This window comes from Chromatiaceae bacterium (genome assembly GCA_016714645.1).
Lineage (GTDB): Bacteria > Pseudomonadota > Gammaproteobacteria > Chromatiales > Chromatiaceae > M0108.
Window position 1 is genome coordinate 435,919 of record JADKCI010000004.1, and the last position, 23,741, is coordinate 459,659.

The following is a 23,741-nucleotide window of genomic DNA, read 5'->3' on the forward strand; positions in this document are numbered from 1 at the left end:
CATCAGTGGGTCCGGACGGAACGGGCTAGCTTGATGGCCAGCAGAAACCAGGGCGTGGCGTGCAGGATCAGATCGAAGATGTCGATTGGGCGTGCCAATTCACCCCTGGCCAGCATCCCGAGCTTTTCCCAGAGGTGGGGTTCGGGCACAAAGGGCGCGAGCCCCAGGGTCAGGGCGGCAACGACGAACAGGGCGATAGGCAGGCGGTCGATCCAGGCGAGCATAGGGTAAAGTCCGAGGCTGATGGGAGGAGGACTCTGGACCCCGTTCGCGACGCGAGCCAGGTCGCCAGGCTCGGCCGCACAGAGGCGATTGAAGCCGTTATACTGAGCGTCCCGTCGTTATTCAACAAGGAAGTTGATCGCTCCCGCGCCATCCCAGCGAGTCCCGCCCATGCCCCTAGCCTCCAGCCCCAAGCAGGCCCTGTTCGCACATCTGGCGGTCGTAGCCCGCGCCCTGGGCCATGGGGCGCGCCTCGAATTGCTGGATTTTCTCGCCCAGGGGGAGCGGAGTGTCGAGGATCTGGCCAGGGTCGCCGGCCTCTCCCTCGCCAATACCTCCAAGCACCTGCAGCAGCTCAAGGCCGCCGGGCTGGTCCAGGCGCGACGGGACGGCAAGCATATCCGCTACATGCTGGGGGATGAGCGGGTCCTGGACGCCCTGGCGGTGCTGAGGGCGATCGCGGCGGCTCATATCAGCGCGGTGGAAGACCTGGTGACCAGCTACCTCAAGGGCCGCGATGCCCTGGAACCGGTGCCCGCCCAGGAGCTGCTGGACCGGGTGCGGGATGGCCTGGTGACCCTGCTCGACGTGCGCCCCCCCGAGGAGTATGACCAGGCCCACGTGGCCGGGGCCCTGAACGTCCCCCTGGAGCAGTTGCGGGAAAGGCTCGGGGAGTTGCCGAGGGACCGGGAGGTGGTGGCTTATTGCCGGGGCCCCTGGTGTGTCCTGTCCTTCGAGGCCGTGGCGAAGCTGCGTGAGGCAGGGTTTGCCGCCCGGCGCCTCCAGGACGGCCTGCCCGAGTGGCGCCGGGCTGGGCTGCCGGTGGTCGGTCATTGACCGCCCCCTCTTTGGCCATCCCCCGGCCCCCGATGAGCCGCCAGATACCTTGATGCCCCTCCCGCCGGCCCAAGATGGCTAGGTGGGATGGTCAGGAGAGGTAACTCATGTATAAACCCGGATCACAAACCGCTGGCCTCGCGGTGCCGCGGGGGCGATTGAGCCGCTTCTGGCATCTGGGGCGCGCGAGTGCCGATCTGGTTTGAGTTTGGCCTGGCCCAGACCGATCCGAATTTTGGCAATTTTCTCTACGATGCCAGCAGCGGTCGCATTGTGCTGCTCGATTTCGGCGCCGCTCAAGGCAGTCCCCTCCGCCCTGGCGGCCCAGTACCGGGCACTGGCGGCGGCGGCCGACGCCGATGACCCGGCCGGCCTGCGCGCGGGTGCCCTGGCGCTCGGTTACAGCGGCCCGGATGATCCCGTCCCATGAGGGGGTATTCAGCCAGCCGCGCCGCTGACTCGGCAAAAAGTTCATCCATGCCCAAGGCGGCCAGCGGATTATCGAGGCTGATTTAGTCAAAGATGTCGGCACGGTCCTGCTGGGCCGCTGCTGTCCATAGAACCCTCATCCGCCCTTGTTCCCGTTGTTGTTCAGCACCTCGGCGTGGAGAGCGGCAAAGCGAGCCTCGACCTCTTCGTTGCTGGCATATTGCCCATTGACGATCTGCCCCCGCGCCAGATCCACCTTGCCACGCAGAAAATCCTCATACTCCCGCGCCTGCTTTTGGCGCTGTACGAAGTCGCGCATCAGCTCGCGTAAGAGCTGCGAGGCTGGCCGATGGCTGGCCTTGGCTTCGGCCATAAAGTCGGCGCGCAACTCGGGCTCCAGTTTCATGGTGAACACGGCTTCTTTAGGCATGGCGAGCACTCCGGATATAAGATACTAATGAAGTATATTCTTCGTATTCACTTTTGGCGATGATGGACGAAGCCAAGCGTGGGCCGAAGCAGGCGGAGGATGGCCAAGGGGCACCGGAGCGGCTCTATAGCCCATAGCGCGGATAGCGCGGAAAGCTCATGCCCCAGGCTCCTCGAACGGATTGAAATAGCGCACCCCACTACGCTCGATATCCCGGACATTGCGGTTGACCAGTACCAGGTCATGCTCCAGCGCGGTGGCCGCCAGGAGTCCATCCACGACCGGGAAGGGGTCCGGGACGTTCATCCGTCCCCAGCGTTCCGCGATGGCCGCCGAGATAGGCAGGATGCGCCCCGACATCTTCGCGTACAGATCGGCCAGGCGCGCCTCAAGCCGCTTGGCCTGTGGGGCATCGCGCCGCCGCAAGCTGTCGATACCTCGGCGCAACTCGCCGATGACCAGCACCGAGAAATACAGCTCCCGCGCCTGAACGGACATACCAGCGGCGCACGCCAGGATTGGCCCGCTCGCCCTTTTGCAGTTCAGACCAGACGTTGGTATCGATCAGGGACCCCATTCCGGCACTCCCCGCCCCAGATCCCAGGGGCGCGTCAGGTCATCCTCGGTCAGCCCCTCGGTCACGCCGGCAATGAGTCGTTTCAGGGTGTCGTCATCCTCCGCGACGGGTTCCCACAAGAGCACGACGCGCACCGAGACGCCATCCGGGATCTCGGCGGGTATCTGGATTCGATGTTGTTGGGTGATGGTCTCGAATTTGATCGCCTGCATGTTGGTCCTATCGTAATGATGGGGTGATCGGCTGCGCGTCGTCTGGCCCGACTGGCGGCGGCCCGCTGTCGGCTGACGGCACCTCTGCCCGGCCTACGCCGACAGTCCTTCGATTCGGGGTGGCCTGCCAGTCATTTTCGCCTTTCCTGTACTGTACTGCACCGACTGCCAGCCTGGGCGGTTGACAAAGAACGTCTCATGCCCCTCCTTAACCCGCTCCCCCCGCACCGCGACGCCCACCGTCCGCGCCAACTGGCCGGCCGGTAAGGTCAGCACGCCGCTGGTGGCGGTGTAATCACTGCCGGCCTGGGCCGTGCCATTGGCGGTGGCGTACTTTACCGTCACGGCGGCGGTGGTCCCCATGAGGCCCCGGTGGATTGGCTGGGCAGGAACCAGCAATATGAGCGGGAGAGTGCCTGAGGGGCGGTTGCTGCGCTACCTTCAGTCAGCAGCCACCGGCTCTATTAAAGCCGCCCCGTCCTCCCGCACGGCATTGACCCGCTGACTCACCGGCCAGGACTGGAGCGCCGCCTCCGATGCCGGCGCCAGCAGGGCCTGGGCCGCCGCCGCCGTGCCCCCCAGCCAGGTCCCCCAAGACCACGGGGGCAGGATCAGCGGCATCCGGTCATGCACCGGCGCCACCTGGCCCTGGGCGGCGGTGGTCAGGATACAGGTCGTCCGTAACCAGCCGCCCGCCGGGATCGGCCAGGCCGCCCAGAGACCCGCCAACGCCAGCACCTGGCCCTGCGGGTCGCTGAAGTAAAAGGCTGCTTGGTCCGCCCCTGGGCTTGCCACTCGTAAAAGCCATCGGCGGGGATCAGGCAGCGGCGCTGCTGGAAGGCGGCGCGATAGGCGGGCTTGGCCGTCACCGTCTCCGCCCGGGCGTTGATGAGCGGTGCACCGCGGTGCGGGTCCGGGCTCCAGGGGGGGATCAGCCCCCAGCGCAGCCGGTGGAGCACCCGGGCCCCCATGGGCGACCGCCGCACCACGGCGATATCGGTGGTCGGGGCGATATTGAAGCGCGGGGCAAAGTCAGCAGACTCGGCCAGGTCAAAAACCCGGGTCAGTTCCTCGGGGCTACGGGCAAGGGCGAAGCGGCCACACATAGCGCCTAGTTTAGCCCCAGTGACGGCCTCACCCCACCCCCGGCAACTCTGCCCAACAAGTCGTATAACGCGGCGTCATCCGCTGCCGTTTCATCTGCCACGGCTGGACCAGCCCCTCGGCCAGGTAACGCACCGTGCCTCGCCCCCAACGGGTGTTGATCCCATCCAGGGTCGTCATGAGCCGCTCCCGGCGTTCCGGGGGGACCGCGCTGGCGGCGGCGAAGAGATCCCCCGTGACGGCGCCCACCGGTGCCAGATCCAGCAGGACCACCCCGGCGCGCTTATATGCGTAGCCCTCACGAAAAATCTGTCCCAGGGCGACCCGCGCGGCCTTGAGCAGCCGGCTGGTATCAGCGGTCGGCCAGGACAGAGGTACCGTCGCCCCGGGGTGATACTGCGGCGCCCCGGGCTTGAAGGGGTTGGTCCCCGCGAAGACTTGGATCATCCCTGCGGTTAAACCCTCCTGCCGGAGCTTAACCGCCGCCCGGGCGGTATGGCTGGCCACCGCCTCGCCGAGCAGGGCGAGGGTCGTCACCGCTAGCCCAAAGCTGCGCGAGGCGATGATTTGCTGCCGGGGTGGCGGTACCTCCTCCAGCGGTAAGCACGATATCCCGTTCATCTCCATCACCGTCTTGGCCAGGACGACGTTGAACTGGCGCTGGAGCTGGGCGACATCCGCCCGCTGGAGGTCGGCCACCGTCCTGATGTGCTGCTGCTTGAGCTGGGCGCCCCAGCGGCTGCCGATGCCCCAGACGTCGTCCACCGCCAATTCGGCGAAATACCCCGCCTGTTGCGCCGGGGCGAGGTCCAGAAGGTTGCACACCCCCGCCGCCTGAAAGTCCGGATGCTTCTTCGCCAGGCGGTTGGCGAGCTTGGCCAGGGTCTTGGTGGACCCCAAGCCTACCCCCACCGGTAGGCCGGTCCATTGCAGGACCCGCGCCCGCAGCGCCCGCCCCACGGCGGTCAGGCCCCTGGCCTCCCCCGGCGTGAAGCGCAGAAAGCTCTCGTCGATGGAGTAAATCTCCTGCTCCGGGCTGAACTGGCCGGTGACCGCCATCAGCCGCCGGCTCACGTCGGCATAAAGGGTGTAGTTGGACGAGAGGGCGATGCCGCCGTTTTGCTCCAACAGCTCGCGCACCTCGAACAACGGCTGACCCATCCTGATACCCAGGGCTTTGGCCTCCTCGCTGCGCGCCACGCAGCAGCCGTCGTTATTGGAGAGGACCACGACCGGGCGGTCGCGCAGGTGGTAATCAAAGACCCGCTCGCAACTGACGTAGAAGTTGTTGGCGTCGATGAGGGCGTAGGGGCTCATGGCAAGCGCCGCGCCGGGGGCGCCTCGCCCCAGCGGCCCGATCCGACCTTGCGCCCGGAGCCCGGGCGGGCACCCCCTATTGGCATTTGGGCTCTCCGATTAGTGTTACAGGAATCGGAGTATAGGACATAGATGGGGCAGGCGCTATTTGCCGGACACCCCCTTTTACGGGTGGCAAGCCCCCGCATCCCTCAAAGGCAACCAGAACCGTGGGAAGCGATAATTGAACTTGCTGACCGACCCACCGCACAAAGTGTGCGGACTTAGCGCACAGCGGATTCAACCTGGCCCACGAAATACTCGGCCGTCGTCTCAAGGAAACTCGGGCTTAGCGCACCCGCGAGGCCGAGCTCACGGATACCATCGACCTTTACCATTAAATTCGAGAATGCCAGGAACCCGCAGATTTTATTGAGCGGCTTGGGCCGCAGCATAAAGGTCGGGCGCTTAATCTCGCGTTCCACCTTGTCGCGTCGCGAGTCCGGGGCGACGATAAACAGCTTAATGTCCAGGTTCGGCTGGAGCGCCATCAAATCGCTCATGCGCAACAGGCCAGAATAGACGGTCGTGGTACATTCAATCTCGAAGGCCGCGAGGATAGAGTTACCTTTCAGCCACAAGACATCGATCAACTCGATCGTCTCCTGGGTCGCTTCATTAAACTGCGTCGGCAGTTCATCGACCATCCCCGCCAGGTCACTGAGCGGGACCCCGTTCCACAGTCGGCTACGGTCGTTCTTCGCCGCCCACACATTCAGGCCCATCTCGGCACCCAGCATCAGCAGGTTAGCCTGGATCGTCAAATGCTCCGTGGGGTGTTGGTCGGCGGTCTTCCCGGTAGGCGTCTCGGCGCCCTTGCCGTTGTCATCCTCCTCGTTATCCGGGACGGTAACCACGGTCTGCACAATCTTCTTGCCGACCTGCTGCTCGGCCAGGTAGAAAGGCTTACGTTGTAGCTTGGCCTGGCTCACGGGACGCCTTACCGGGTTCCCTAGTGCCTCCTCCAGGAGTCCAAGTATTACGGCGGCATCCTCCTGGGATTGGAAACGGCTCGGGCTGCCGCGCAAAAAAGCCTTGAATTTGCCGGCATCCTGATCATCGGCGTAGAACGAAACCAAGCCTTTGAGGTGGGCCATCGGCACCCCGGTTTCTGGCTCCAGGAGGATCAGCGGCCTGACGTCGAACTGCACTGGAAAAGACATCTCCGACCAAATGGCGTGCTTTTCCCGGCTGGGACCGAGCACCTCCACCGACCCGACCCAGCGCATCACCCCTGTCAGGTAACAGAGAAAGACATCCCCCGGCTTGATTTTGGCCGCCAGCTTTTGGCGTGCCGCCCGAAATCCACTGATATTCGCCCCGGCCGCCCGGAACTCCTGCCACGTCGTCCCCGTGAACAGGTTCAGCCAGTAGGTCTTGTTTGAGCTTGCCATCATGCGGTGTTCTCGCGCCGGGATTTTTCGCGTGCAGTATATTGACAGCCTCGCCGCCGTTTAACCACTTACCTAACCGGACCCCATGACCCCCGACCACTTCATCACCAAATGGCGGGACGCCACCCTCAAGGAACGCTCCGCCGCCCAGGAGCATTTCCTGGACCTATGCCCCCTCCTCGACGAACCCACCCCCGCCGAGGCCGACCCAACCGGCGCTTGGTTCTGCTTCGAGAAGGGCGCGGCCAAGGCCGGCGGCGGCGACGGCTGGGCGGATGTCTGGCGCCGCAACTGCTTCGGCTGGGAGTACAAGGGAAAGCACAAAGACCTCAAGCTCGCCTTCAAGCAGCTCCAGCTTTCACCCCGGCGCTGGAATACCCGCCGCTCCTGATCGTCTGCGATCTGGAACGCATCGTCATCCATACCGCCTTCACCGGGACCGTGCCCGAGGTGCATGTCCTGGCCCTGGAGGATCTGCGCGACGCCAGCCAGCGCCGGCTGCTCAAGTGGGCCTTCACGGAGCCCGAGCGCCTGCGGTCGGGCCAGACCACTGCGGCCCTCACCGAGGCGGCGGCCGTCCGCTTCGGCGGCCTCGCCCAGGCGCTGCGCGCCCGCGGGCACGACCCCTGGGCGGTTGGTCACTTCTGCATCCGGGTCCTGTTCTGCCTGTTTGCCGAGGATATTGAGTTACTGCCCCGGCAGATGTTTACCCGGTTGCTGGATGCTGGGCTTAAGGACCCGGCGAGCCTGTCCGGAATGCTGGGGGACCTGTTCGGGGCCATGGCCAGCGGCGGCCGGATCGGCTTCGAGCCGGTGGAGTGGTTCAACGGCGGACTCTTCGATTCGCGCGATGCCCTACCTCTGGAATTGGCCGACATCAAGATGCTACGCGCCCTGGCCGGGCTCGACTGGTCGGCCATCGAGCCGAGCATCTTCGGCACCCTCTTCGAGCGCGGTCTCGACCCGGACAAGCGCAGCCAATTGGGCGCCCACTTCACCGACCGCAGCTCGATCATGCGGCTGGTCGATCCGGTGGTGCTCGACCCCTTGCGGGACGCCTGGACCGCTCAGAAGGCCATGATCGCGGCCCTGATGGCGAAGGCGGCCGGGGCCAAGTCACCCGCCGCCCGCACCAAGCACCAGAACGCGGCCCATGGGCTCCTGCAAGGCTTCCTCGCGCGGCTCGCCCGCTTCCGGGTCCTCGACCCGGCCTGCGGCTCCGGCAACTTCCTGCTGCTGGCCTTGCTGGGGCTTAAGGACCTGGAACACCGGGTCATCCTGGAGGCCGAGGCCCTGGGGCTGTCGCGAGCCTTACCGATGGTTGGCCCGGAATGCGTGCTGGGGATTGAACTCAATCCCTACGCCGCCGAATTGGCCCGCGTGACGGTCTGGATCGGGGAGATTCAGTGGATGCTGTCTCACGGGTTCTCGTTGTCGAAGCACCCGATCCTCAAGCCCTTGCATACCATCGAGCAGCGGGACGCCATCCTGAACCCCGACGGGACGGAACCGGAGTGGCCGGCAGCGGATGCGATCGTCGGGAATCCGCCGTTCCTGGGGAACAAGAAGATGGTTGGTGCGCTTGGCGCCGAGTACGCAAAACGTCTCCGCCGTCTTTACAACGGCAGGGTTTCGGGCGATGCCGATCTCGTTGTCTATTGGTTCGAAAAGGCCCGAGCGCAGCGAGAGGCAGGCCGAGTGGTGCTAGTTGGTCTGGTCGCTACGCAATCGGTGCGCACGGGAAGCAGCAACAAGGTTCTGGCTCGTATCGTCGCAACAGGCGCAATCTTCGACGTCTGGTCCGACGAACCCTGGGTGAACGATGGCGCTGACGTTCGCGTCTCGCTGGTCGCGTTCGGTGGGAATGAACATGGGCGACCTATCCGATGCGAAGGAATGCTTGCCGATCGAATTTACTCAAGCCTGTCTTCGTCGCGTCCAGGGCAGGAGGGGTTAGACTTGGGGACCGCGCGACCGCTAAGGGAGAATGCCCGCGCTTGTTTCCAGGGGTCAAAGAAAATCGGTTCGTTCGATGTTGCCGATACTGTTGCAAGGGATTGGTTGAAGGAACCGAACGCCAGTGGCTTGCCAAACTCGGACGTACTTTTCCCCTACCGCAACGGGATCGACATAACCCGCCGGTCCCGCGATATCTGGATTGTGGACTTCGGCTTACGCTGCTCACTGGATGAGGCGTGCCTTTATGAACTGCCGTTTGAGTATGTGCTGAGAACTGTCAAGCCTGAGCGCGACGCAAACCGTCGAGAAACGCGGAAGAACAACTGGTGGCGTCATGGAGATGGGCAACCGGCTATGCGCGCGGCAGTCGCCAGATTGGTCAGGTACATCGTTACGCCGGAGGTCGCACGACATCGCGTCTTCGCCTGGTCGCCCCGTCCGGTACTTGCCGACTCCAAGCTCATGGTCATCGCCCGTGAGGACGATTGCACGTTTGGCATCGTGCATTCGCGGTTCCACGAAGCCTGGTCACTTCGTATGGGCGGTCGACACGGCGTCGGAAACGACCCAAGATATTCCCCATCCACAACTTTCATTACCTTCCCCTTCCCCCGGGGCCTGACCCCCGCCGACACCGCCGGCCCCACCGGCCCCACCGAGCCTCTCGACTCCGGCATCATCCTCCCACCCGTCGCCCCCGAGCGCCGCCCGGTCGCCCTGGCCATCGCCGAGGCCGCCCATCGCCTCTACACCCTGCGCGCAAACTGGCTCAATCCCCCGGAGTGGGTGGATCGCGTCCCCGAGATCGTTCCCGGCTACCCGGACCGGCTCATCCCCAAGCCCGCGCACGCGGCCGAGTTGAAGGAACGCACCCTCACCAACCTCTACAACGCCCGGCCAGCCTGGCTCGACCACGCCCACCAGGCCCTTGATGCGGCGGTCGCCGCCGCCTACGGCTGGGCGGACTACGGGCCGGAGATGGCCGAGGAGGAGATTTTGCGGCGCTTGCTGGCTATGAACCTAGCACGGGCCGCGGGCTGAGGGGTTGAGCCTGCGCAAGGGTCGGGTGATGGCCGCGCCGCTGTGCCGCACCGCTAGACCCGTAACGCTGCCGTATGCGCCCCCCTAATCATCATTCCCAATCGTCCCCAGCCCCGACCCATCCAACAGCGTCGCCCCGCTCGGGCCGCTCAGGTTGACGAAAAAGGTCTCATTCCCCTCCTTAACCCGGTTCCCCCGCACCGCGACGCTCACCGTCCGCGCCAACTGGCCGGCCGGGAAGGTCAGCACGCCGCAGGTGGCGACGTAATCACTGCCGGCCTGAGCCGTGCCGTTGGCGGTGGCGTACTTGACCGTCACGGCGCCTCTGGGTGGTATCCGGGGGGCGTGCCGGCTACCATGTCCAACAGGAGGTTCTGGATACCCCATCGAGACGAAGAGGAGAGCGCCATGACCCAATTGACCTTGGAAATGCCGGAAGAGGTCTTTGCCACCTTGCGTAAGAGTTCACAGGAGTTTACCCACGAGCTGCGCACTGCGGCCGCCGTCAAGTGGTACGAGTTGGAGCTCGTCTCCCAGGGTCGGGCCGCGGAAATCGCCGGCCTGACCCGCGCGGAATTCATCACGGCCTTGGGCCAGTACCAGGTCAGCCCCTTCCAGTACAGCGCGGAGGAGGTTCTGGAGGATCTGGCCGGTGTTGATTGAGCAAGTGGTCATCAACGCCTCGCCCTTGATTACCCTGTTTCGCGCCAAGCTGCATCCGTTGCTACCCCGGTTGTTTCCCGAAGTGCTGGTGCCGGACGCCGTTTGGGCGGAGGTGGTCAATCGCACCCATAGCGACCCGGCCACGCGAGGACTGCCGAAAGCCGATTAGGCCCTGCGGCGCGCCGTGGCCAGTCGCCCGGAAGTCACCGCCTGGGGGCTCGGCGCCTGCAAGATGCCGGGCTATGGTTGTCGGAGGCCCTGATCACGCGACTGGCGGCCGATGATACGGCGAAGTAAACCCGCCGCCCGGTAGTGCCTCCATCGGCGGGATAATAGTCAGCTTATCCTTATTCATCAGCCTACGAAGGGGTTGGCTGCCTGTCCACCCCCCTTCCCGCTAATCATCATTCCCAATCGTCCCCAGCCCCCGCCCATCCAACAGCGTCGCCCCGCTGGGGCCGCTCAGGTTGACGTAAAACGTCTCATGCCCCTCCTTAACCCGCTCCCCCCGCACGGCAACGCTCACCGTCCGCGCCAACTGGCCGGCCGGGAAGGTCAGCACGCCGCTGGTAGCGACGTAATCACTGCCAGCCTGGGCCGTGCCGTTGGCGGTGGCGTATTTGACCGTCACGGCGCCGCTACTGGCGCGCGTCAGGCTGACCTTGAACAGCGCATTCTTTCTGCCACTGTGACCCTCGGCGAGGGTGACATCCGCACACGAATACTGCCTGAGGATACTGGCGGAGCTGGAGGAGGCGGAAGCGCTCATCGCCGGGGGCAACCGCGAACCCACCGGCCGCCTGCGCGTCACCGTTCCGGCGGCCTTCGTACGACTCCATATCGCACCGCTGGTCCCGGTCTTTCTCCACCGCCACCCCAAGGTACGGCTGTCGCTCCACCTCTCGGACCCGCAGATCGACCTGATCGAGAAGGGCAAATAATCACCCCGATGCCGAGCAAGGTGGAATCGGGATCGACGACAGTGGCAGAAACATCGGCGTTGGCGCCGGGCGATCGAGTAAGGCGCCCTCAACCGGGAACAGGGGCTCGAAGCCATAAGCACGGTAGAATCCCAGCGCATCGGGCTTGGCGTCGACAACCACTCCGACACAGCCGATCTCGTCGGCGGTGCGGCTGGCAAGGGTCAAGGCGAACCGCAACAACGCCTGGCCGATCCCTCGGCCCTGTGCCTGCGCGGCGACCGCCAACCGCGCCACGCGCAGCACCGGCAACGGATACCGAGGCAGTCGGCGACGACGCTCGGCCGGGAGTGCGTCAATCTCGATCTCGGACGGCGAGACGGTGACGAAGCCAAGCATTGCGTCCCCGTCCACAGCGACGTAGGTCACGCCGATGTGGTGGCGAAACTGGTTCTGGCCAGCAAAGCGCTGGAAGAACCGGTCGAGATCCGGATTGCCGCTGGAGAACCGGCCACGATCATCGCCGGGTGCCAATACCCGGATCTGAACGCTCATGACGTTCCGTCGCGCTCCGGCTCCGGGTCCTCGCCGAAAAGCTCACGCATGGCCCGATTGGGTCCTTCGCCAGTTGCCAGCCGTTCCAACAGGCGCTCCCCCGACTCGGCGGTCACCACGAGCCGCGGCGGCACCTGGGCGTCTTCAGGAAGTTCGTTGAGTGCCTGCAGGTGATGCAGGAGGGCCTGTTCGATCACAAATCCCTTCTTCAGGCCCCGTGCCCGGACATAGCGTTCGAGCCGATCACGGGTTTCGGGGGAGATGTTGGCGGAAATTTGGGTTACGTTCATCTTGATTATCGCACGCCCTACAGAACTGTAGGAAAGTCTAGCACAAGGAGTCATGGAGGAGCGCCGGGAACCGCCCTGCGGGGCAGCTACCCCCTTCTTCTTTACCGATGAGGCGGCTCCGGCCGCCTTTTTGGGTGCCCGCGCGGCCCGCGCGCCTCACCCCTCATCCCTTCCAGGGCGCGGCGGAACGCGTCGCTGTTCTCGCCGCCGGACTTGAGATGGCTCGGCACCAGGGTCGGCGGGTGGCCCCGGCCGGAGACATCGACCCGCACCTCGGGCAGGAAGCGGGTCAGGTCATTGGCCAGGGCGTCCCCGGACAGGAGGGCGCTGGTCCAGATCGTGCTGTCGGTGATCGGGAAGTCCGAGAGGAGGGCATTGCGCAGGCCGCCGAAGGGTCCGCCGGGGGCGATGGTCACATAGGGATAGCCCAACTGCTTGGCCAGGGTGCGCAGATAGCCGGCATCGGCGCTGCTGGCGATCTCCTGGAGGGCCACCACCTCGGCATCGAGGCGCCCGAGCACGGCGGCCACCGCCTGATAGTGGCTGCTCCCAGGCGGCCCCAGCGTTTCCAGGTTCCAGGTCACCACCCGTAACGCCTGATCGGCCAGGGCAAAGGGGGCGGTCAGGGCCCGTTCAGGGGAGGGTACGCTAGCGTGCGGGAGCCAAAATGAGAATTGCTGGCAGGTGAGGCCTTCACCTTGCCCCATTACCCTTCTGCCCCTAAACTCGCCAGCAACCAAACCCGCCCAGGCGATGTCTCATGGCGTGGCCCTGAAACGCGAGGAATCCTGGGCCGATCACCAGGCGATCATGGCCTGACCCACGCTCTACACAACACGGGAGTGCCCCGTATGACCGAGCCCCTGTTTGAACTTGGCCAGGTCGTCATGACCCGGACCGCGCAACTGGCCTTGGATAAGCGCGGGCAACTGCACATCGTCCAGACCATGCTTAACCGCCACGCCCTGGGTGACTGGGGCGACCTGGACAAGGAGGATATTCAGGCCAACAACGCGGCCCTCCGGGATGGGGACCGGCTGCTGAGCGCCTACCAATTCGACGATGGCTTCAAGGTGTGGATCATCACCGAGGCCGACCGCTCCGCCACCACGGTCCTCCTGCCCGAGGATTACTGAGACCCTGCCATGAGCTTCCCGCGACGGCATCTCGCAGGCCTGGGGCGCTGGGGAAAGGGGGCACAGCCGTTAACCTGGTATCGCTATGGTGTCTTTAATGCGTTGGCGTAAACCGCCCCTGGATGCCTGTCCCTGTGGCGCCCCTCATGCCTATGCCGCCTGCTGCGGACGCTATCTGGATGCCGGCCAATTGCCGCCCACGGCCGAGGCCCTGATGCGCTCGCGCTACGTAGCCTATGTCCGGAAACGCTCCGACTATGTGCTGCGGACTTGGCACCCATCCACCCGGCCCGCCCATCTCGATCTGGAGACGGAATCGGTGCCTTGGCTGGGCTTGAAAGTCATCCGCGCGGTAGCAGGTGGTCCTGAGGACACCCAGGGCACCGTGGAATTTGTCGCCCGCTACAAAATCGCCGGCCGGGCCCATCGGCTGCGCGAGATCAGCCGTTTTACGCGTGAGGAAGGCCAGTGGTTTTATCTGGACGCCCAGGACTGACGCCCGTGGACCGCCTGCGCGGGGCCTTGTGGGGCCTGTTCGTTGGCGATGCGCTGGCGATGCCCGTCCATTGGTATTACGACATCACCGCCCTGCGGCGGGATTTCGGGACCATCCGCGACTATCAGGGCCCCAAGGCGCGCCATCCCAACTCCATCATGCCTCTGGCCAGTACCGGTCGCGCGGGACGTGGCTCCCAGGAGGGTGAGGTGGTCGGCGGCGTCATTCTCAAGGGCAAGAAGCCGTACTGGGGCCAACCCCATGTCCATTACCACCAGGGGCTGCGACCGGGTGACAACACCCTGAATCTGCTCTGTGTCCGGGTGCTGCTGCGGACCCTGAACGCCGCCGGACGTTATGATTCAGCGGCCTTTTTGCGCGATTATCTGGCCTTCATGACGGCCCCGGATAGTCACAATGACCTCTACGCCGAGTCCTACCACCGGGAGTTCTTCGCGAATTTCGCCCGGGGCCTGCCACCGGAGCGCTGCGCTGGCGCGGAAGGGCACGATACCGCCTCGATCGGCGGCCTGGTGGGGTTGCCACCGGTGATTTTCGCCACCTGGTTGGCGGGCGCCGACCCGGCGGCGGTGAAGACCGCCCTCCTGACCCATCTGCGCCTGACCCACCGTTCCCAGACCCTCGAACGCTATGCCCTGGCCTTGGGCGACTTGCTGGTGAGCCTGCTGCGGGAGCCTTACTCCCCGGTGGCGCCTCTGGCCCGCACCCTGGCCCAGGGGCTGGGCTTCCGGTTGGGAGACCTCCTCCAGAAGGTCCAGCGCAACCAGTTGGGGGATTTGGACGTCATCGGGGGCCTGCTGAGCCCGGCCTGTTATATCGATCAGTCGTTCCCGGCCGTCCTCTATCTGGCGGCCCGCTACGCCGATGATTTCGAGGCGGCGCTGGTGGCCAATACCAACGTCGGCGGTGACAATTGCCATCGAGGGGCCGTTCTGGGAGCGATTCTGGGCGCGGCCCTGGGCTACGAGGCGATCCCGGAGCGCTGGATTCAGGGACTGACGGCGCGCGCCGAACTGGCGGCGGAGATCGAGACCTTCATCGCCCGGTTCGAGTGGGCGTCCGCCGCGAGTGACTGCCTGCTACCAGCGGGCAGGTCCCAATCCCTATCGTCTCCGATCCAGGGCCCAGAGAGGCCTGGTTGAGACACCTCGGACCTAACCTCGGTCAGCCGGGGCTGGGGGAGGCCCTTTGACTCGGGAGCAATCGGGCATGCCTGCCAAAGCCATCGCGACTTTAAGGTCGCTGATCGTCGCCGGGGTCTTGTTGGCCTTGGTCCAACCCTCCGCCTGGGGTGAATCCCCGGCGCCCGCGCACCCTGACCACGCGGGGCATGAACATCCGGAGGAGGCCGCCCAGGATGATAGGTGGCATCGCCTGCAGGATTGGGTGATCGGCATCCTGGGGGGCGTCCATCCCCATGCCACCGATCATGACGCTGAGGGGCATCTGGAACCCCTGGCGGTGACCCTCTTCAGCGATCGGACGGAGCTCTTCGCGGAACTGCCGCCCCTGGTGGTGGGTGAAACCGCCGAGTTTCTGGTGCATCTGACCCGCCTCGCGGATTTCAAGCCCATCGAGGTGGGCGAGGTCCGGGTGACCCTCGCGGGCGGCGACGCCCCGGACGAGACCTTCATCGCCCCATCCCCCTCCCGCCCTGGGCTATTCCGGGTAGCGGTGTCCCCAGCGGCGGCGGGTGAGCGGCGGGTGCGCATCAGCCTCGCGAGTTCGGAGCTGCAGGACACGCATGACCTGGGCAACCTTACCCTCTACCCCAGCCACCTGGCGGCCGAGCATGTGGCTGGCGAGGGCGTTGCGGAGGAAGGCGGCGTGGTCCTGCTCAAGGAGCAGCAATGGCGATCGGACTTCGCCACCGCGGTTGCCACGCCGCGCCGGCTGCGCGGGTCCGTCCCGGCCACGGGACTGCTGCGGCCGAGCGCGGATGGCGAGGCCCAGGTCACATCCCCGATCGACGGCCATCTGAGGCCCGCGCCCGGAGGCTTTCCCTACACGGGGATGCCGGTGGACGAGGGCCAGGTCCTGGCCTATCTGGTGCCCCAGCTCGGGGGGGACACCGATGTGGCGGGCCTGGAGTTGAGCGTCACGCGGGCGGCCTCGGCCCGGGATCTGGCCCGTCAGGAGCGCGAGCGCCTGGATGCCCTCTGGCAACAGCGTTCCGTCCCCAATCGGGAGGTGCTTCAGGCGCGCAGTGCCGAGGAGGTGGCGGAGGCGGAACTCGCGGCCGCCAGCAAGCGCCTGGCGCAGGTTACGCGTACCCCGGAGGGCGAGGCGGCGGGGGTGCCGGTGCGGGCACCTATCGGGGGCCTGGTGGCCCAGGTTCAGGTTGCCGCCGGTGGCTTCGTGGCGGAGGGCGAACGGCTCTTTCATTTCGTGAACCCCGAGCGGTTCTGGCTTGAGGCCCGGGTCGCCGAGGCGGACATCGGCGCCATCCGCCAGCCCCAGGGTGCCTGGTTCCAGGTGCCGGGGTTCGCTACGGCCTTCGAGGTCTCCGCGGACCAGGGGGCGCGCCTGGTGGCCTTCGGGGCCCTGGTGGACGCCCAGAGCCGCACCGTACCCGTCATCTTCGAGTTTCCGCGACCGGATGCCCGGCTGCGGGTCGGTCAGGCGGTCAACGCCAGGGTCTTTACCGGCGAGGAGGAGGAGGCCCTGGCCGTGCCGGCCGGTGCCCTGATCAACGATGCGGGGGCTGATGTCGTCTATGTGCAAACCGGCGGCGAACGCTTCGCGCGCCGGCTGGTGCGCACCGGGCTGCGCGATGGCGATTACGTGGCTATTATCGAGGGCCTGGCCCCGGGGGAGCGGGTGGTGAGTCGTGGCGCCTATCGGGTGCATCTGGCCGCCGGGGCCCCCGCCGAGGCCGGTCATGGCCATGCCCACTGAGAGCCCATCATGATTGCCGCCCTCCTGCGCTGGTCCCTGAAGGACCGACTCTTCGTGCTTGCCGCCGCTCTGCTGCTCCTGGGTTACGGCCTTGACCGCACCCTGACCATGCCGGTGGATGTGTTTCCCGACCTTACCGCGCCCACGGTCACGGTACTGGCGGAGGCCCCGGGGCTGGCGCCCACCGAGATGGAGACCCTGGTCACCCTGCCTATCGAGGCCGCCCTTAACGGGGCCGCCGGGGTGCGCCGCATCCGCTCCTCCACCGGCATCGGCACGGCCATGGTCTGGGTGGAGTTTGACTGGGGGACCGATATCCCCCGGGCGCGCCAGGTGGTGACGGAGCACCTCCAGACCGCCCGCGCCTCCCTCCCCCCGGATATTCCGGCGCCGGTCCTGGCCCCGGTGACCTCCATCATGGGGGAGGTGATGTTCATCGCCCTGCGTGCCGAGGGGGACGCCCCTTCTTATGACCTCATGACCCTCAAGACGGTCGCGGACGGGAACCTGCGCCGGCAACTGCTGGCCGTTCCCGGGGTGGCGCAGGTGGTCATCACGGGTGGCGAGACCCGCCAGTATCAGGTGCTGGTCGATCCGGTGAAGCTGGCCAACTATCGCATTGGCCTCGATCAGGTCAGCGCGGCCCTGAGCGAGACCAATGAGAACACCTCCGCCGGTTTTCTGGTCGAGAACGGGCAGGAGTATTTGATCAATGGCCTGGGACGGGTGCACAGCCCGGACGATATCGCCGCGACGGTCGTGGATCTGCGCGATGGCGTGCCGGTTCGCATCGCCGACCTCGCTGGGGTGCGCATCGGTCCCGCCATCACCCGCGGCACGGCCGCGGCCAACGGCCACCCGGCGGTGGTGCTCGCCATTCAGAAGCAGCCCGGGGCCAACACCCTGGCCCTGACCGAACGCCTCGACGCCCGCATGACCGAGCTCCAGGCGGGTCTGCCGGCGGGCATGCTGATCGAAACGGGGCTCTTCCGCCAGGCGGATTTCATCCAGGCGGCGGTCACCCATGTGCGGGTGGCCCTGCGCGACGGCGCCCTCATGGTCCTGGTGATCGTCTTCGCCTTCCTGGGGAGTGCCGCGGCCACGGCCATCACGGTCCTGGCTATCCCCCTGTCCCTGCTGGCCGCCGTCCTGGTCCTGGATGCCTTGGGGGCCAGCATCAACACCATGACACTCGGTGGCATGGCCATTGCCGTCGGCGCCCTGGTGGACGATGCCATCATTGATGTGGAGAACATCGCCCGGCGCCTGCGCGAGGATGCGGCGCGCGCCCCCCAGGATCGGCGAGGGGTGACGCGGGTGGTCTTCGCCGCCACCCTGGAGATTCAATCCTCCATCGTTTTTGCCACCCTCATCATCATCCTGGTGTTTCTGCCGCTCTTTTTCCTCTCCGGGGTGGAGGGGCGCCTCTTGCAGCCCCTGGGTCTTGCCTATGTGGTGGCGCTCGCCGCCTCCCTCTTGATCGCCATTACCCTGACGCCCGTGCTGTGCTCCTACCTCTTACCCCGCACCCGCGCGGTAAGGGCGGGACAAGAGCCCTGGCTGGTGAGCTGGCTCAAACGGCTCTATGCCCCACTGCTGGCGCGCACCCTGTCCCATTGGCGTCCCGTGGCCGTGAGTTCCCTGGTGTTGGTCCTCCTGGCCCTGGTTGCCCTGAGTCAGGCCGGCCAGGCCTTTCTGCCCCCCTTTAACGAGGGCAGTCTCACTCTGCTCGCCAACACGCCGCCGGGGACCTCCCTGGAGCAGTCCGATGCCCTGGCGGCGCAACTCGAGGACGCCCTGCTGGCACAGCCGGAGGTCCTTGGCACGGCCCGGCGGACGGGCCGCTCTGATCTGGCCGAGCACAGCATGGAGGTCAACGGCACGGAAATCGAGGTGACCCTGAGGGATTCCGGCAGGGATATGGAGGCCATCCTGGCCGAGCTGCGCGCGCGCGTGACGGGGATTCCCGGCATGAACGTCACCATCGGCCAACCCATCTCCCACCGGGTGGATCACATGCTCTCGGGTACCCGCGCCAGTATCGCGGTGAAGGTCTTTGGCGATGACCTCTATGAACTGCGCCGCATCGCCAAGGCCATCGAGTCGCGGATGGCCGAGATCCCTGGCGTGGTGGATCTCATGGTCGAGCAGCAGGCGGACATCCCCTTTGTGACCATTGCGATCCGCCGCGAGGCGATTGCGCGCCATGGGTTGCGGGTCCGTGACGTCGCCACGACCATCGAGACGGCCTTCCATGGGCGGGTCCTGTCGAAGGTACTGGAGGGGCAGACCAGTTTTGATCTGGTCCTGCGGTATGAGGACGAGGCCCGCGAGGACATCCAGCGGGTACGCGAGACCCTGGTGACCACGCCCTCGGGGGCGCGCCTGCCGTTGCACGCCCTGGCGGATGTGCGCCGCGATCGGGGGCCCAATACCGTCAGCCGCGAGAATGTCCAACGGAAGATCGTGGTGTCCGCCAACGCGGCGGGGCGGGATCTGCATACCCTGGTGGACGAAATCCGCGGGGTCGTCGCGGACTCCGTCCCACTGCCCGGCGGCTACCGCGTCGAGTATGGCGGCCAGTTCGAAAGCGCGGCGCAGGCGACCCGGACCCTCTTGATCCTGGGCATTGGCGTGGTGATCGGGATCTTCCTGCTCCTGTATGTCGCCTTTAAATCCGGTCGTGACGCCGCCCTGGTGATGCTCAACCTCCCCTTGGCGCTCATTGGCGGCGTGGTGGGGGTCTTTGCCGCCGGTGGGGTCGTGTCGGTGGCCTCCCTGGTGGGATTCATCACCCTTTTCGGGATCGCCGCGCGCAACGGCGTCATGTTGATCGCCCACATCCGTCACCTGATCGAGGAAGAGGGTGTGGTCGATTTCCGGGAGGCGGTCCGACGTGGGGCCATGGAGCGGCTGGCGCCCATCTTCATGACCGCACTGGCCGCGGGCCTGGCCCTGGTCCCGCTGGCGCTGGCCGGCGGCGAGCCTGGCAGCGAGATCCAGACCCCCATGGCCATCGTCATCCTGTGGGGGCTGGTGTCCTCGACGGCCTTGAATATGGTCGTGGTTCCCGCCTTGTACTTGCGCTTTGGGGCCCTGCGCAGGGGCAGCCAACCGGAGGACCGGGACGGAGACCTGGGGTGATTAGCCGCCTTTTCCGCAGTGGCGGCAACAGTAGCTGCCTCCCCGGGGAGGGCCGAAGAGGCGGGGTTATCGGGTGCGGTGCTGCTCTCGCAGCATGAAAAGATAGAGACTTTCCACCTTGGTGCGTGCCCAGGGCGTCTTGCGGAGGAATTTCAGGCTCGAGGACAGGCTGGGGTCCTGGGTGAAACACCGCATGGGGAGGCGCTCTCCCAGGCCCTGCCAGCCGTAATGGGCGACTAGGGCGGTCACGATGGCCTCAAGGGTCAGGCCATGCAGGGGATTGCGGGGTTGAACCCGCCAGGGCGAGGGGGGTGAAGGTGGTGTGGTCATAATCGGCGGGCCTTGGGTGGTCCGGGGCGCGGCTAGCCGCCCAGCATCAGGGCCAGTTCCTGGTCGCGGGGCAGGTTGACGACGGCTACCAACTGATTTTTGGGGACCAGCAGGACCGCCTGGCTCTCCCAGCCCATGTCCGCCGGGGTACCGCCGACCCGGCGCGCTCGGTAGTAGCGGGCCAGGGTGATGACTCCCGGCAAGTCGCCGATCAGCCCGGTGATTTCCACCCGCAGGCCCGTCTCCTCGAAGGTCTCCTTGATGGCCGTGACCTGCAGGGATAAACCTTCGTCGGCGCGGCCCTTGGGGAAGCTGGCCACGCAGCCCGCGAAGCGGTTGGTGGGGCAGACGATCCAGATGCGCCCGTCGGGCTCTTCGATGATGAGTCCCGCCGCTGGCCGTTTGCCCTGGGGGTCAAAGGGCGGCTCCACCAGATCCGGTCGCTGGCCAGGGACCTGGGACCAGTCATGCAGGCTGGTGGGCGCCTCCCGCCAGGTCGCGAAGGGGGTGCCGTTCAGGGCCGCCGGGACGGGGCCCTCGGGTAGGAAGGTGCCGATCTGGTCCGGGAGGTGCCAATAGGCCTCGGGCCCTGGGCTATGGGGGCTCGTGATGATCACGGGCTGGCCCTGGCCATTGGGTTTGGGGTGAATCATGGGCGGTTGGACCTGGCCGAAGGGGCCCCGGTCAGCGACTCAGTAACTCCAGAACCTGCTCCAGTTCATGGCGAAGCTGGTGAACGATCTGTTGGCTCTGGGATGCGTCGTGCCTAGCGTTATCACCAGCGAGCTGCTGACGGGCGCCGCTGATGGTAAAGCCCTGATCATAGAGGAGGTTACGTATCTGGCGGACCATGAGCACGTCATGACGCTGATAGTAGCGGCGGTTGCCGCGACGCTTGACGGGGCTGAGCTGGGGAAATTCCTGTTCCCAATATCGCAGGACATGCGGCTTGACGCCGCAGAGTTCACTGACCTCGCCGATGGTGAAGTAGCGCTTGCCGGGGATCGGCGGCAGTTCGCCGCTCGTCTCGCCCTCGCTCGCGTTACTGATCGTTTCCAACATAAGCTTCCACCCGCGACTTGAGTTTCTGGCCGGGGCGGAAGGTCACGACGCGCCGCGCCGTGATGGGGATCTCCTCCCCCGTCTTGGGATTACGGCCGGGGCGCTGCTTCTTTTCGCGGAGATCGAAATTGCCGAAACCGGACAGTTTGACCTGCTCGCCCTTCTCTAGGGCAAGCCGGATCTCCTCAAAGAACAACTCGACCATGTCCTTGGCCTCGCGCTTGTTGAGGCCCAATTGTTCATAGAGGTATTCGGCCATATCGGCCTTTGTCAGTGCCATCGCGTCAATCTCTCAGTTTAGCCCCAAGTTCAACACTCAGCCGCTCCAGAACACGGCCGAGGGTCGTTTCTACTTCCTGATCGGTAAGTGTCTGAGAAGTGGCTTGTAAAATCAATCCCAGAGCGAAACTTTTTGTACCCTGGGGGATTCTCTCGCCCTCATAGACATCAAAAAGGATCAGGTCCCGCAGCAGATTGGAGGCCGCCGCCGCCACGCAGTCCCGCACGCGGTGGAAGGGCAGGTCGCGATCGACGAGGATGGCCAGGTCGCGGCGGATGGCGGGGAAGCGGGAGATGGGCGCGAAGGCGGGCAGGACGCCTTCCCGCAGCCCCGACAGCGTCAGTTCGAAGAGGTAGGCGTTGGCGTCGATATCCAGTTCCGCGGCCAGGGCCGGGTGCAACATACCCATGAGGCCGACGACCTGGCCCTGGCGCTCGATGCGCGCCGTCTGGCCCGGATGCAAGGCTGGGTGTTCGCTGGGGACGAAGCGGAAGTCACCGGCCGCGCCGGTTAGGGTCAAAAGGGCCTCCAGGTCGGCCTTGAGGTCGAAGAAGTCGGCGGCCTGGGCCGCCGCGCCCCACTGTTCGGGGAGGGACTTGCCCAGCAGCAGGCCGGCGAGCATGCCCTCCTGGCGCAGGCCCGCCGGGTCTTGCTGGAAGCGCAGGCCACTCTCGAAGAGGCGCAGACGCTCCTGCTGACGGGCCAGATTGCCCCGGGCGGCCTGGATGAGGCCGGGCCAGAGGCTGGTGCGCATGGCGGACATCTCGGGGGAGAGGGGATTGGCGAGCAGGAGGGGCCGCTGCTCCGGGTCCAGTCGCCGCTGCAGCTCGGGGTTGACGAAGCTGTAGCTGATGACCTCGTTGAAGCCGCGATCGACCAGGGCCAGCCGGGCGCGGTCGAGATCGAAGGCGGTCTCGGGTGGGGCCTTGGTGGCGGAGGAGGCGGAGGCATGGCTGGCGGGGATGCGGGTGTAGCCATGGATGCGGCCGATTTCCGCGATGAGGTCCACCTCGTGCACCAGGTCGAAGCGACTGCTGGGGGCGGTCACCTCCCAGCCCTCGGCCGTCGGGGTCAGTTCCATGCCCAGGCGGGTCAAGATGTCGGTGAGGGTGGCGTCGTCCAGGCTCAGGCCCAGCAGGCGGCGGATACGGTCGCGACGCAGGGCCAGTCGGGAGCGGGCCGGCACCTGCGCCGTGGCGACGGCCTCGACGATAGGTCCGGGTTCGCCGCCGGCGATGGCGATCAGGAGGGCGGTGGCCCGTTCCAGGGCGCGGACCTGGAGTTGGGGATCGACGCCGCGCTCGAACCGATGGGATGCGTCGGTGTGGAGGCCATGGGCGCGGGCCTTGCCGCTGATGTGGGCCGGGGCGAAGAAGGCGCTTTCGAAGAGGATGTCACGGGTCTCGGCGCCGACGGCGGTCTCGGCGCCGCCCATGATGCCGGCCAGGGCGATGGCCTTGGCGGTGTCGGCGATCACCAGGGTGCCGGGGTTCAGGGTGATGGTGTCGCCATTGAGCAGGGCCAGCCGCTCGCCAGGGTGGGCGAGGCGAACCTGGATGCCGCCCTCCAGCCTGGCCAGGTCGAAGCCATGCAGGGGCTGGCCGAGTTCCAGGAGCACATAGTTGGTGACGTCCACCACGGGGCTGATGGCGCGCAGGCCCGAACGGCGCAGGCGCTCGCGCATCCAGAGGGGCGTCTCGGCGCTTGGGTTGATGGCGCGGATGACGCGGCAGGCGTAGCGCGGGCAGGCCTCCGGGGCCAGGAGTTCCACGGGGAAGCGATCGTCGCGGCTGGGCGGTACCGCGGGGAGGGGGGGGACGCACACCGGGCAACGGTTGATGACGCCCACCTCGCGCGCCACGCCGGCGAGGCTCAGGCAGTCGCTGCGGTCCGGGGTCAGGTCTAGCTCGATGCAGGTATCGTCGAGGGTCAGCCAGGCGCGGAAGTCGGCGCCGATGGGGGCATCATCCGGCAGGGGGAGTATGCCATCCGAGGTCTCCGCCAGGCCTAATTCGGCGGCGGAGCAGATCATGCCGTGGGATTCGATGCCGCGCAGCTTGGCGCGCTTGATCTTGAGGCCGCCGGGTAGGACGGCGCCCAGGGTGGCCACGGGTACCCGCTGCCCAGCAGCGACGTTGGGGGCGCCGCAGATGATTTGCAGCGGCTCGCCCTGGCCAAGGTCGACGCGGCAGACGCGGAGCTTGGCGGCGTCCGGGTGGGGCTCGACCGCCTGGACCCGCCCGATGCGCACGCCGGTAAAGGCGGGCGCCGCGGGAATCAGGGCGTCCACCTCCAGGCCAGCCATGCTCAATTGATCCGCGAGGGTGGCGGTGTCCACGGCGGGATTCACCCACTCACGCAACCAGGCTTCACTGAATCTCATCT

26 protein-coding genes and 3 pseudogenes are annotated in these 23,741 nt (G+C 66.2%); 11 read left to right on the forward strand and 18 right to left on the reverse strand.

Annotated elements, in window-relative coordinates; all coding sequences use genetic code 11:
- Positions 1-2 precede the first annotated feature (2 nt).
- Positions 3-224: an RND transporter gene (locus tag IPN92_13840; protein ID MBK8639295.1), complete on the reverse strand. Its 222-nt coding sequence runs from the start codon at positions 222-224 to the stop codon at positions 3-5.
- Positions 225-393: 169 nt separating this feature from the next.
- Between IPN92_13840 and IPN92_13845 the strand changes: the two genes are divergently transcribed.
- A complete protein-coding gene (locus IPN92_13845; protein MBK8639296.1) occupies positions 394-1,059 on the forward strand; it encodes a metalloregulator ArsR/SmtB family transcription factor in 666 nt (221 codons plus the stop codon).
- Positions 1,060-1,312: 253 nt separating this feature from the next.
- On the forward strand, positions 1,313-1,489 hold the full coding sequence (locus IPN92_13850; GenBank protein MBK8639297.1) for a hypothetical protein: 177 nt from the start codon (positions 1,313-1,315) through the stop codon (positions 1,487-1,489).
- 135 nt (positions 1,490-1,624) lie between these two features.
- On the opposite strand, the gene IPN92_13855 is transcribed toward IPN92_13850, so the two are convergent.
- The 7 genes and pseudogenes from IPN92_13855 to IPN92_13885 all read right to left on the reverse strand — a co-directional run bounded on the left by IPN92_13855 (position 1,625) and on the right by IPN92_13885 (position 6,564).
- Positions 1,625-1,918 carry an antitoxin of toxin-antitoxin stability system gene (locus IPN92_13855; GenBank protein ID MBK8639298.1) on the reverse strand — a complete coding sequence of 98 codons (294 nt, stop codon included), beginning with the start codon at positions 1,916-1,918 and terminating at the stop codon, positions 1,625-1,627.
- 156 nt (positions 1,919-2,074) lie between these two features.
- Positions 2,075-2,495: pseudogene (locus tag IPN92_13860) on the reverse strand (type II toxin-antitoxin system VapC family toxin).
- Positions 2,483-2,707 (reverse strand): hypothetical protein, encoded by a 225-nt coding sequence (locus IPN92_13865; GenBank protein ID MBK8639299.1) that lies wholly within the window; start codon positions 2,705-2,707, stop codon positions 2,483-2,485. Before IPN92_13865 ends, IPN92_13860 begins: the two are co-directional and overlap by 13 nt.
- A 93-nt stretch (positions 2,708-2,800) precedes the next feature.
- Entirely contained in the window at positions 2,801-3,070 is a 270-nt protein-coding gene (locus IPN92_13870) for a hypothetical protein (protein ID MBK8639300.1), read from the reverse strand.
- Between the two features lie 78 nt (positions 3,071-3,148).
- A pseudogene (locus tag IPN92_13875) lies at positions 3,149-3,813 on the reverse strand (SOS response-associated peptidase).
- 28 nt (positions 3,814-3,841) lie between these two features.
- On the reverse strand, positions 3,842-5,128 hold the full coding sequence (locus IPN92_13880; GenBank protein MBK8639301.1) for a Y-family DNA polymerase: 1,287 nt from the start codon (positions 5,126-5,128) through the stop codon (positions 3,842-3,844).
- Between the two features lie 263 nt (positions 5,129-5,391).
- Positions 5,392-6,564, reverse strand: a complete 1,173-nt coding sequence (locus IPN92_13885) for a hypothetical protein (protein MBK8639302.1) — start codon at positions 6,562-6,564, stop codon at positions 5,392-5,394.
- A gap of 82 nt (positions 6,565-6,646) precedes the next feature.
- On the opposite strand from IPN92_13885, the pseudogene IPN92_13890 reads away from it, so the two are divergent.
- Positions 6,647-9,561: pseudogene (locus tag IPN92_13890) on the forward strand (class I SAM-dependent DNA methyltransferase).
- Positions 9,562-9,645: 84 nt separating this feature from the next.
- On the opposite strand, the gene IPN92_13895 reads toward IPN92_13890, so the two are convergent.
- Entirely contained in the window at positions 9,646-9,948 is a 303-nt protein-coding gene (locus IPN92_13895) for a hypothetical protein (GenBank protein MBK8639303.1), read from the reverse strand.
- Between the two features lie 21 nt (positions 9,949-9,969).
- On the opposite strand from IPN92_13895, the gene IPN92_13900 reads away from it, so the two are divergent.
- Both IPN92_13900 and IPN92_13905 read left to right on the forward strand, forming a co-directional pair.
- Positions 9,970-10,224 carry a UPF0175 family protein gene (locus IPN92_13900; GenBank protein MBK8639304.1) on the forward strand — a complete coding sequence of 85 codons (255 nt, stop codon included), beginning with the start codon at positions 9,970-9,972 and terminating at the stop codon, positions 10,222-10,224.
- Positions 10,214-10,393: a hypothetical protein gene (locus tag IPN92_13905; GenBank protein MBK8639305.1), complete on the forward strand. Its 180-nt coding sequence runs from the start codon at positions 10,214-10,216 to the stop codon at positions 10,391-10,393. The genes IPN92_13900 and IPN92_13905 overlap by 11 nt, the downstream gene beginning before the upstream one ends.
- Before the next feature lie 228 nt (positions 10,394-10,621).
- On the opposite strand, the gene IPN92_13910 is transcribed toward IPN92_13905, so the two are convergent.
- Positions 10,622-10,993, reverse strand: a complete 372-nt coding sequence (locus IPN92_13910; GenBank protein MBK8639306.1) for a hypothetical protein — start codon at positions 10,991-10,993, stop codon at positions 10,622-10,624.
- Here IPN92_13910 and IPN92_13915 point away from each other — a divergent pair.
- A complete protein-coding gene (locus IPN92_13915; GenBank protein ID MBK8639307.1) occupies positions 10,929-11,165 on the forward strand; it encodes a hypothetical protein in 237 nt (78 codons plus the stop codon). The genes IPN92_13910 and IPN92_13915 overlap by 65 nt on opposite strands.
- Here the strand turns inward: IPN92_13915 and IPN92_13920 are convergent, their stop codons facing one another.
- From IPN92_13920 to IPN92_13930, 3 genes are all read right to left on the reverse strand, one after another.
- Positions 11,166-11,699, reverse strand: a complete 534-nt coding sequence (locus IPN92_13920) for a GNAT family N-acetyltransferase (GenBank protein MBK8639308.1) — start codon at positions 11,697-11,699, stop codon at positions 11,166-11,168.
- Positions 11,696-11,989: a hypothetical protein gene (locus tag IPN92_13925; protein ID MBK8639309.1), complete on the reverse strand. Its 294-nt coding sequence runs from the start codon at positions 11,987-11,989 to the stop codon at positions 11,696-11,698. The genes IPN92_13920 and IPN92_13925 overlap by 4 nt, the downstream gene beginning before the upstream one ends.
- A gap of 101 nt (positions 11,990-12,090) precedes the next feature.
- Positions 12,091-12,696 carry an endonuclease/exonuclease/phosphatase family protein gene (locus IPN92_13930; protein ID MBK8639310.1) on the reverse strand — a complete coding sequence of 202 codons (606 nt, stop codon included), beginning with the start codon at positions 12,694-12,696 and terminating at the stop codon, positions 12,091-12,093.
- Between the two features lie 144 nt (positions 12,697-12,840).
- Between IPN92_13930 and IPN92_13935 the strand changes: the two genes are divergently transcribed.
- From IPN92_13935 to IPN92_13955, 5 genes are all read left to right on the forward strand, one after another.
- Positions 12,841-13,125, forward strand: coding sequence for a hypothetical protein (locus IPN92_13935; protein ID MBK8639311.1), 285 nt, complete (start codon positions 12,841-12,843; stop codon positions 13,123-13,125).
- A gap of 97 nt (positions 13,126-13,222) precedes the next feature.
- Entirely contained in the window at positions 13,223-13,621 is a 399-nt protein-coding gene (locus IPN92_13940; GenBank protein MBK8639312.1) for a YchJ family protein, read from the forward strand.
- Between the two features lie 5 nt (positions 13,622-13,626).
- Positions 13,627-14,784, forward strand: a complete 1,158-nt coding sequence (locus IPN92_13945) for an ADP-ribosylglycohydrolase family protein (GenBank protein ID MBK8639313.1) — start codon at positions 13,627-13,629, stop codon at positions 14,782-14,784.
- Positions 14,785-14,851: 67 nt separating this feature from the next.
- A complete protein-coding gene (locus IPN92_13950) occupies positions 14,852-16,540 on the forward strand; it encodes an efflux RND transporter periplasmic adaptor subunit (GenBank protein MBK8639314.1) in 1,689 nt (562 codons plus the stop codon).
- 9 nt (positions 16,541-16,549) lie between these two features.
- Complete coding sequence (locus tag IPN92_13955; GenBank protein MBK8639315.1) at positions 16,550-19,684, forward strand: efflux RND transporter permease subunit; 3,135 nt, start codon at positions 16,550-16,552, stop codon at positions 19,682-19,684.
- Positions 19,685-19,750: 66 nt separating this feature from the next.
- Here the strand turns inward: IPN92_13955 and IPN92_13960 are convergent, their stop codons facing one another.
- Genes IPN92_13960 through pheT form a run of 5 tightly spaced genes read right to left on the reverse strand, consistent with a single transcriptional unit; the run spans position 19,751 to position 23,739 of the window.
- Positions 19,751-20,014 carry a DUF2132 domain-containing protein gene (locus tag IPN92_13960; protein ID MBK8639316.1) on the reverse strand — a complete coding sequence of 88 codons (264 nt, stop codon included), beginning with the start codon at positions 20,012-20,014 and terminating at the stop codon, positions 19,751-19,753.
- Positions 20,015-20,046: 32 nt separating this feature from the next.
- Positions 20,047-20,667, reverse strand: coding sequence for an NUDIX hydrolase (locus tag IPN92_13965; GenBank protein MBK8639317.1), 621 nt, complete (start codon positions 20,665-20,667; stop codon positions 20,047-20,049).
- Between the two features lie 31 nt (positions 20,668-20,698).
- Positions 20,699-21,076, reverse strand: coding sequence for a MerR family transcriptional regulator (locus IPN92_13970; protein ID MBK8639318.1), 378 nt, complete (start codon positions 21,074-21,076; stop codon positions 20,699-20,701).
- Positions 21,057-21,356: an integration host factor subunit alpha gene (gene ihfA, locus IPN92_13975; protein MBK8639319.1), complete on the reverse strand. Its 300-nt coding sequence runs from the start codon at positions 21,354-21,356 to the stop codon at positions 21,057-21,059. Before ihfA ends, IPN92_13970 begins: the two co-directional genes overlap by 20 nt.
- 4 nt (positions 21,357-21,360) lie before the next feature.
- Positions 21,361-23,739 carry a phenylalanine--tRNA ligase subunit beta gene (gene pheT, locus IPN92_13980; protein ID MBK8639320.1) on the reverse strand — a complete coding sequence of 793 codons (2,379 nt, stop codon included), beginning with the start codon at positions 23,737-23,739 and terminating at the stop codon, positions 21,361-21,363.
- Between the last annotated feature and the right edge of the window lie 2 nt (positions 23,740-23,741).

Coding starts and splice junctions, on each gene's coding strand:
- IPN92_13910 (MBK8639306.1), bottom strand. CDS start 10,993: ATGAGCGCTTCCGCCTCCTCCAGCTCCGCCAGTATCCTCAGGCAGTAT.
- IPN92_13840 (MBK8639295.1), bottom strand. CDS start 224: ATGCTCGCCTGGATCGACCGCCTGCCTATCGCCCTGTTCGTCGTTGCC.
- IPN92_13865 (MBK8639299.1), bottom strand. CDS start 2,707: ATGCAGGCGATCAAATTCGAGACCATCACCCAACAACATCGAATCCAG.
- IPN92_13880 (MBK8639301.1), bottom strand. CDS start 5,128: ATGAGCCCCTACGCCCTCATCGACGCCAACAACTTCTACGTCAGTTGC.
- IPN92_13920 (MBK8639308.1), bottom strand. CDS start 11,699: ATGAGCGTTCAGATCCGGGTATTGGCACCCGGCGATGATCGTGGCCGG.
- IPN92_13940 (MBK8639312.1), top strand. CDS start 13,223: ATGCGTTGGCGTAAACCGCCCCTGGATGCCTGTCCCTGTGGCGCCCCT.
- IPN92_13935 (MBK8639311.1), top strand. CDS start 12,841: ATGACCGAGCCCCTGTTTGAACTTGGCCAGGTCGTCATGACCCGGACC.
- IPN92_13930 (MBK8639310.1), bottom strand. CDS start 12,696: ATGGGGCAAGGTGAAGGCCTCACCTGCCAGCAATTCTCATTTTGGCTC.
- IPN92_13870 (MBK8639300.1), bottom strand. CDS start 3,070: ATGGGGACCACCGCCGCCGTGACGGTAAAGTACGCCACCGCCAATGGC.
- IPN92_13885 (MBK8639302.1), bottom strand. CDS start 6,564: ATGATGGCAAGCTCAAACAAGACCTACTGGCTGAACCTGTTCACGGGG.
- pheT (MBK8639320.1), bottom strand. CDS start 23,739: ATGAGATTCAGTGAAGCCTGGTTGCGTGAGTGGGTGAATCCCGCCGTG.
- IPN92_13895 (MBK8639303.1), bottom strand. CDS start 9,948: ATGGGGTATCCAGAACCTCCTGTTGGACATGGTAGCCGGCACGCCCCC.
- IPN92_13855 (MBK8639298.1), bottom strand. CDS start 1,918: ATGCCTAAAGAAGCCGTGTTCACCATGAAACTGGAGCCCGAGTTGCGC.
- IPN92_13965 (MBK8639317.1), bottom strand. CDS start 20,667: ATGATTCACCCCAAACCCAATGGCCAGGGCCAGCCCGTGATCATCACG.
- IPN92_13970 (MBK8639318.1), bottom strand. CDS start 21,076: ATGTTGGAAACGATCAGTAACGCGAGCGAGGGCGAGACGAGCGGCGAA.
- IPN92_13845 (MBK8639296.1), top strand. CDS start 394: ATGCCCCTAGCCTCCAGCCCCAAGCAGGCCCTGTTCGCACATCTGGCG.
- IPN92_13925 (MBK8639309.1), bottom strand. CDS start 11,989: ATGAACGTAACCCAAATTTCCGCCAACATCTCCCCCGAAACCCGTGAT.
- ihfA (MBK8639319.1), bottom strand. CDS start 21,356: ATGGCACTGACAAAGGCCGATATGGCCGAATACCTCTATGAACAATTG.
- IPN92_13955 (MBK8639315.1), top strand. CDS start 16,550: ATGATTGCCGCCCTCCTGCGCTGGTCCCTGAAGGACCGACTCTTCGTG.
- IPN92_13950 (MBK8639314.1), top strand. CDS start 14,852: ATGCCTGCCAAAGCCATCGCGACTTTAAGGTCGCTGATCGTCGCCGGG.
- IPN92_13900 (MBK8639304.1), top strand. CDS start 9,970: ATGACCCAATTGACCTTGGAAATGCCGGAAGAGGTCTTTGCCACCTTG.
- IPN92_13850 (MBK8639297.1), top strand. CDS start 1,313: ATGCCAGCAGCGGTCGCATTGTGCTGCTCGATTTCGGCGCCGCTCAAG.
- IPN92_13960 (MBK8639316.1), bottom strand. CDS start 20,014: ATGACCACACCACCTTCACCCCCCTCGCCCTGGCGGGTTCAACCCCGC.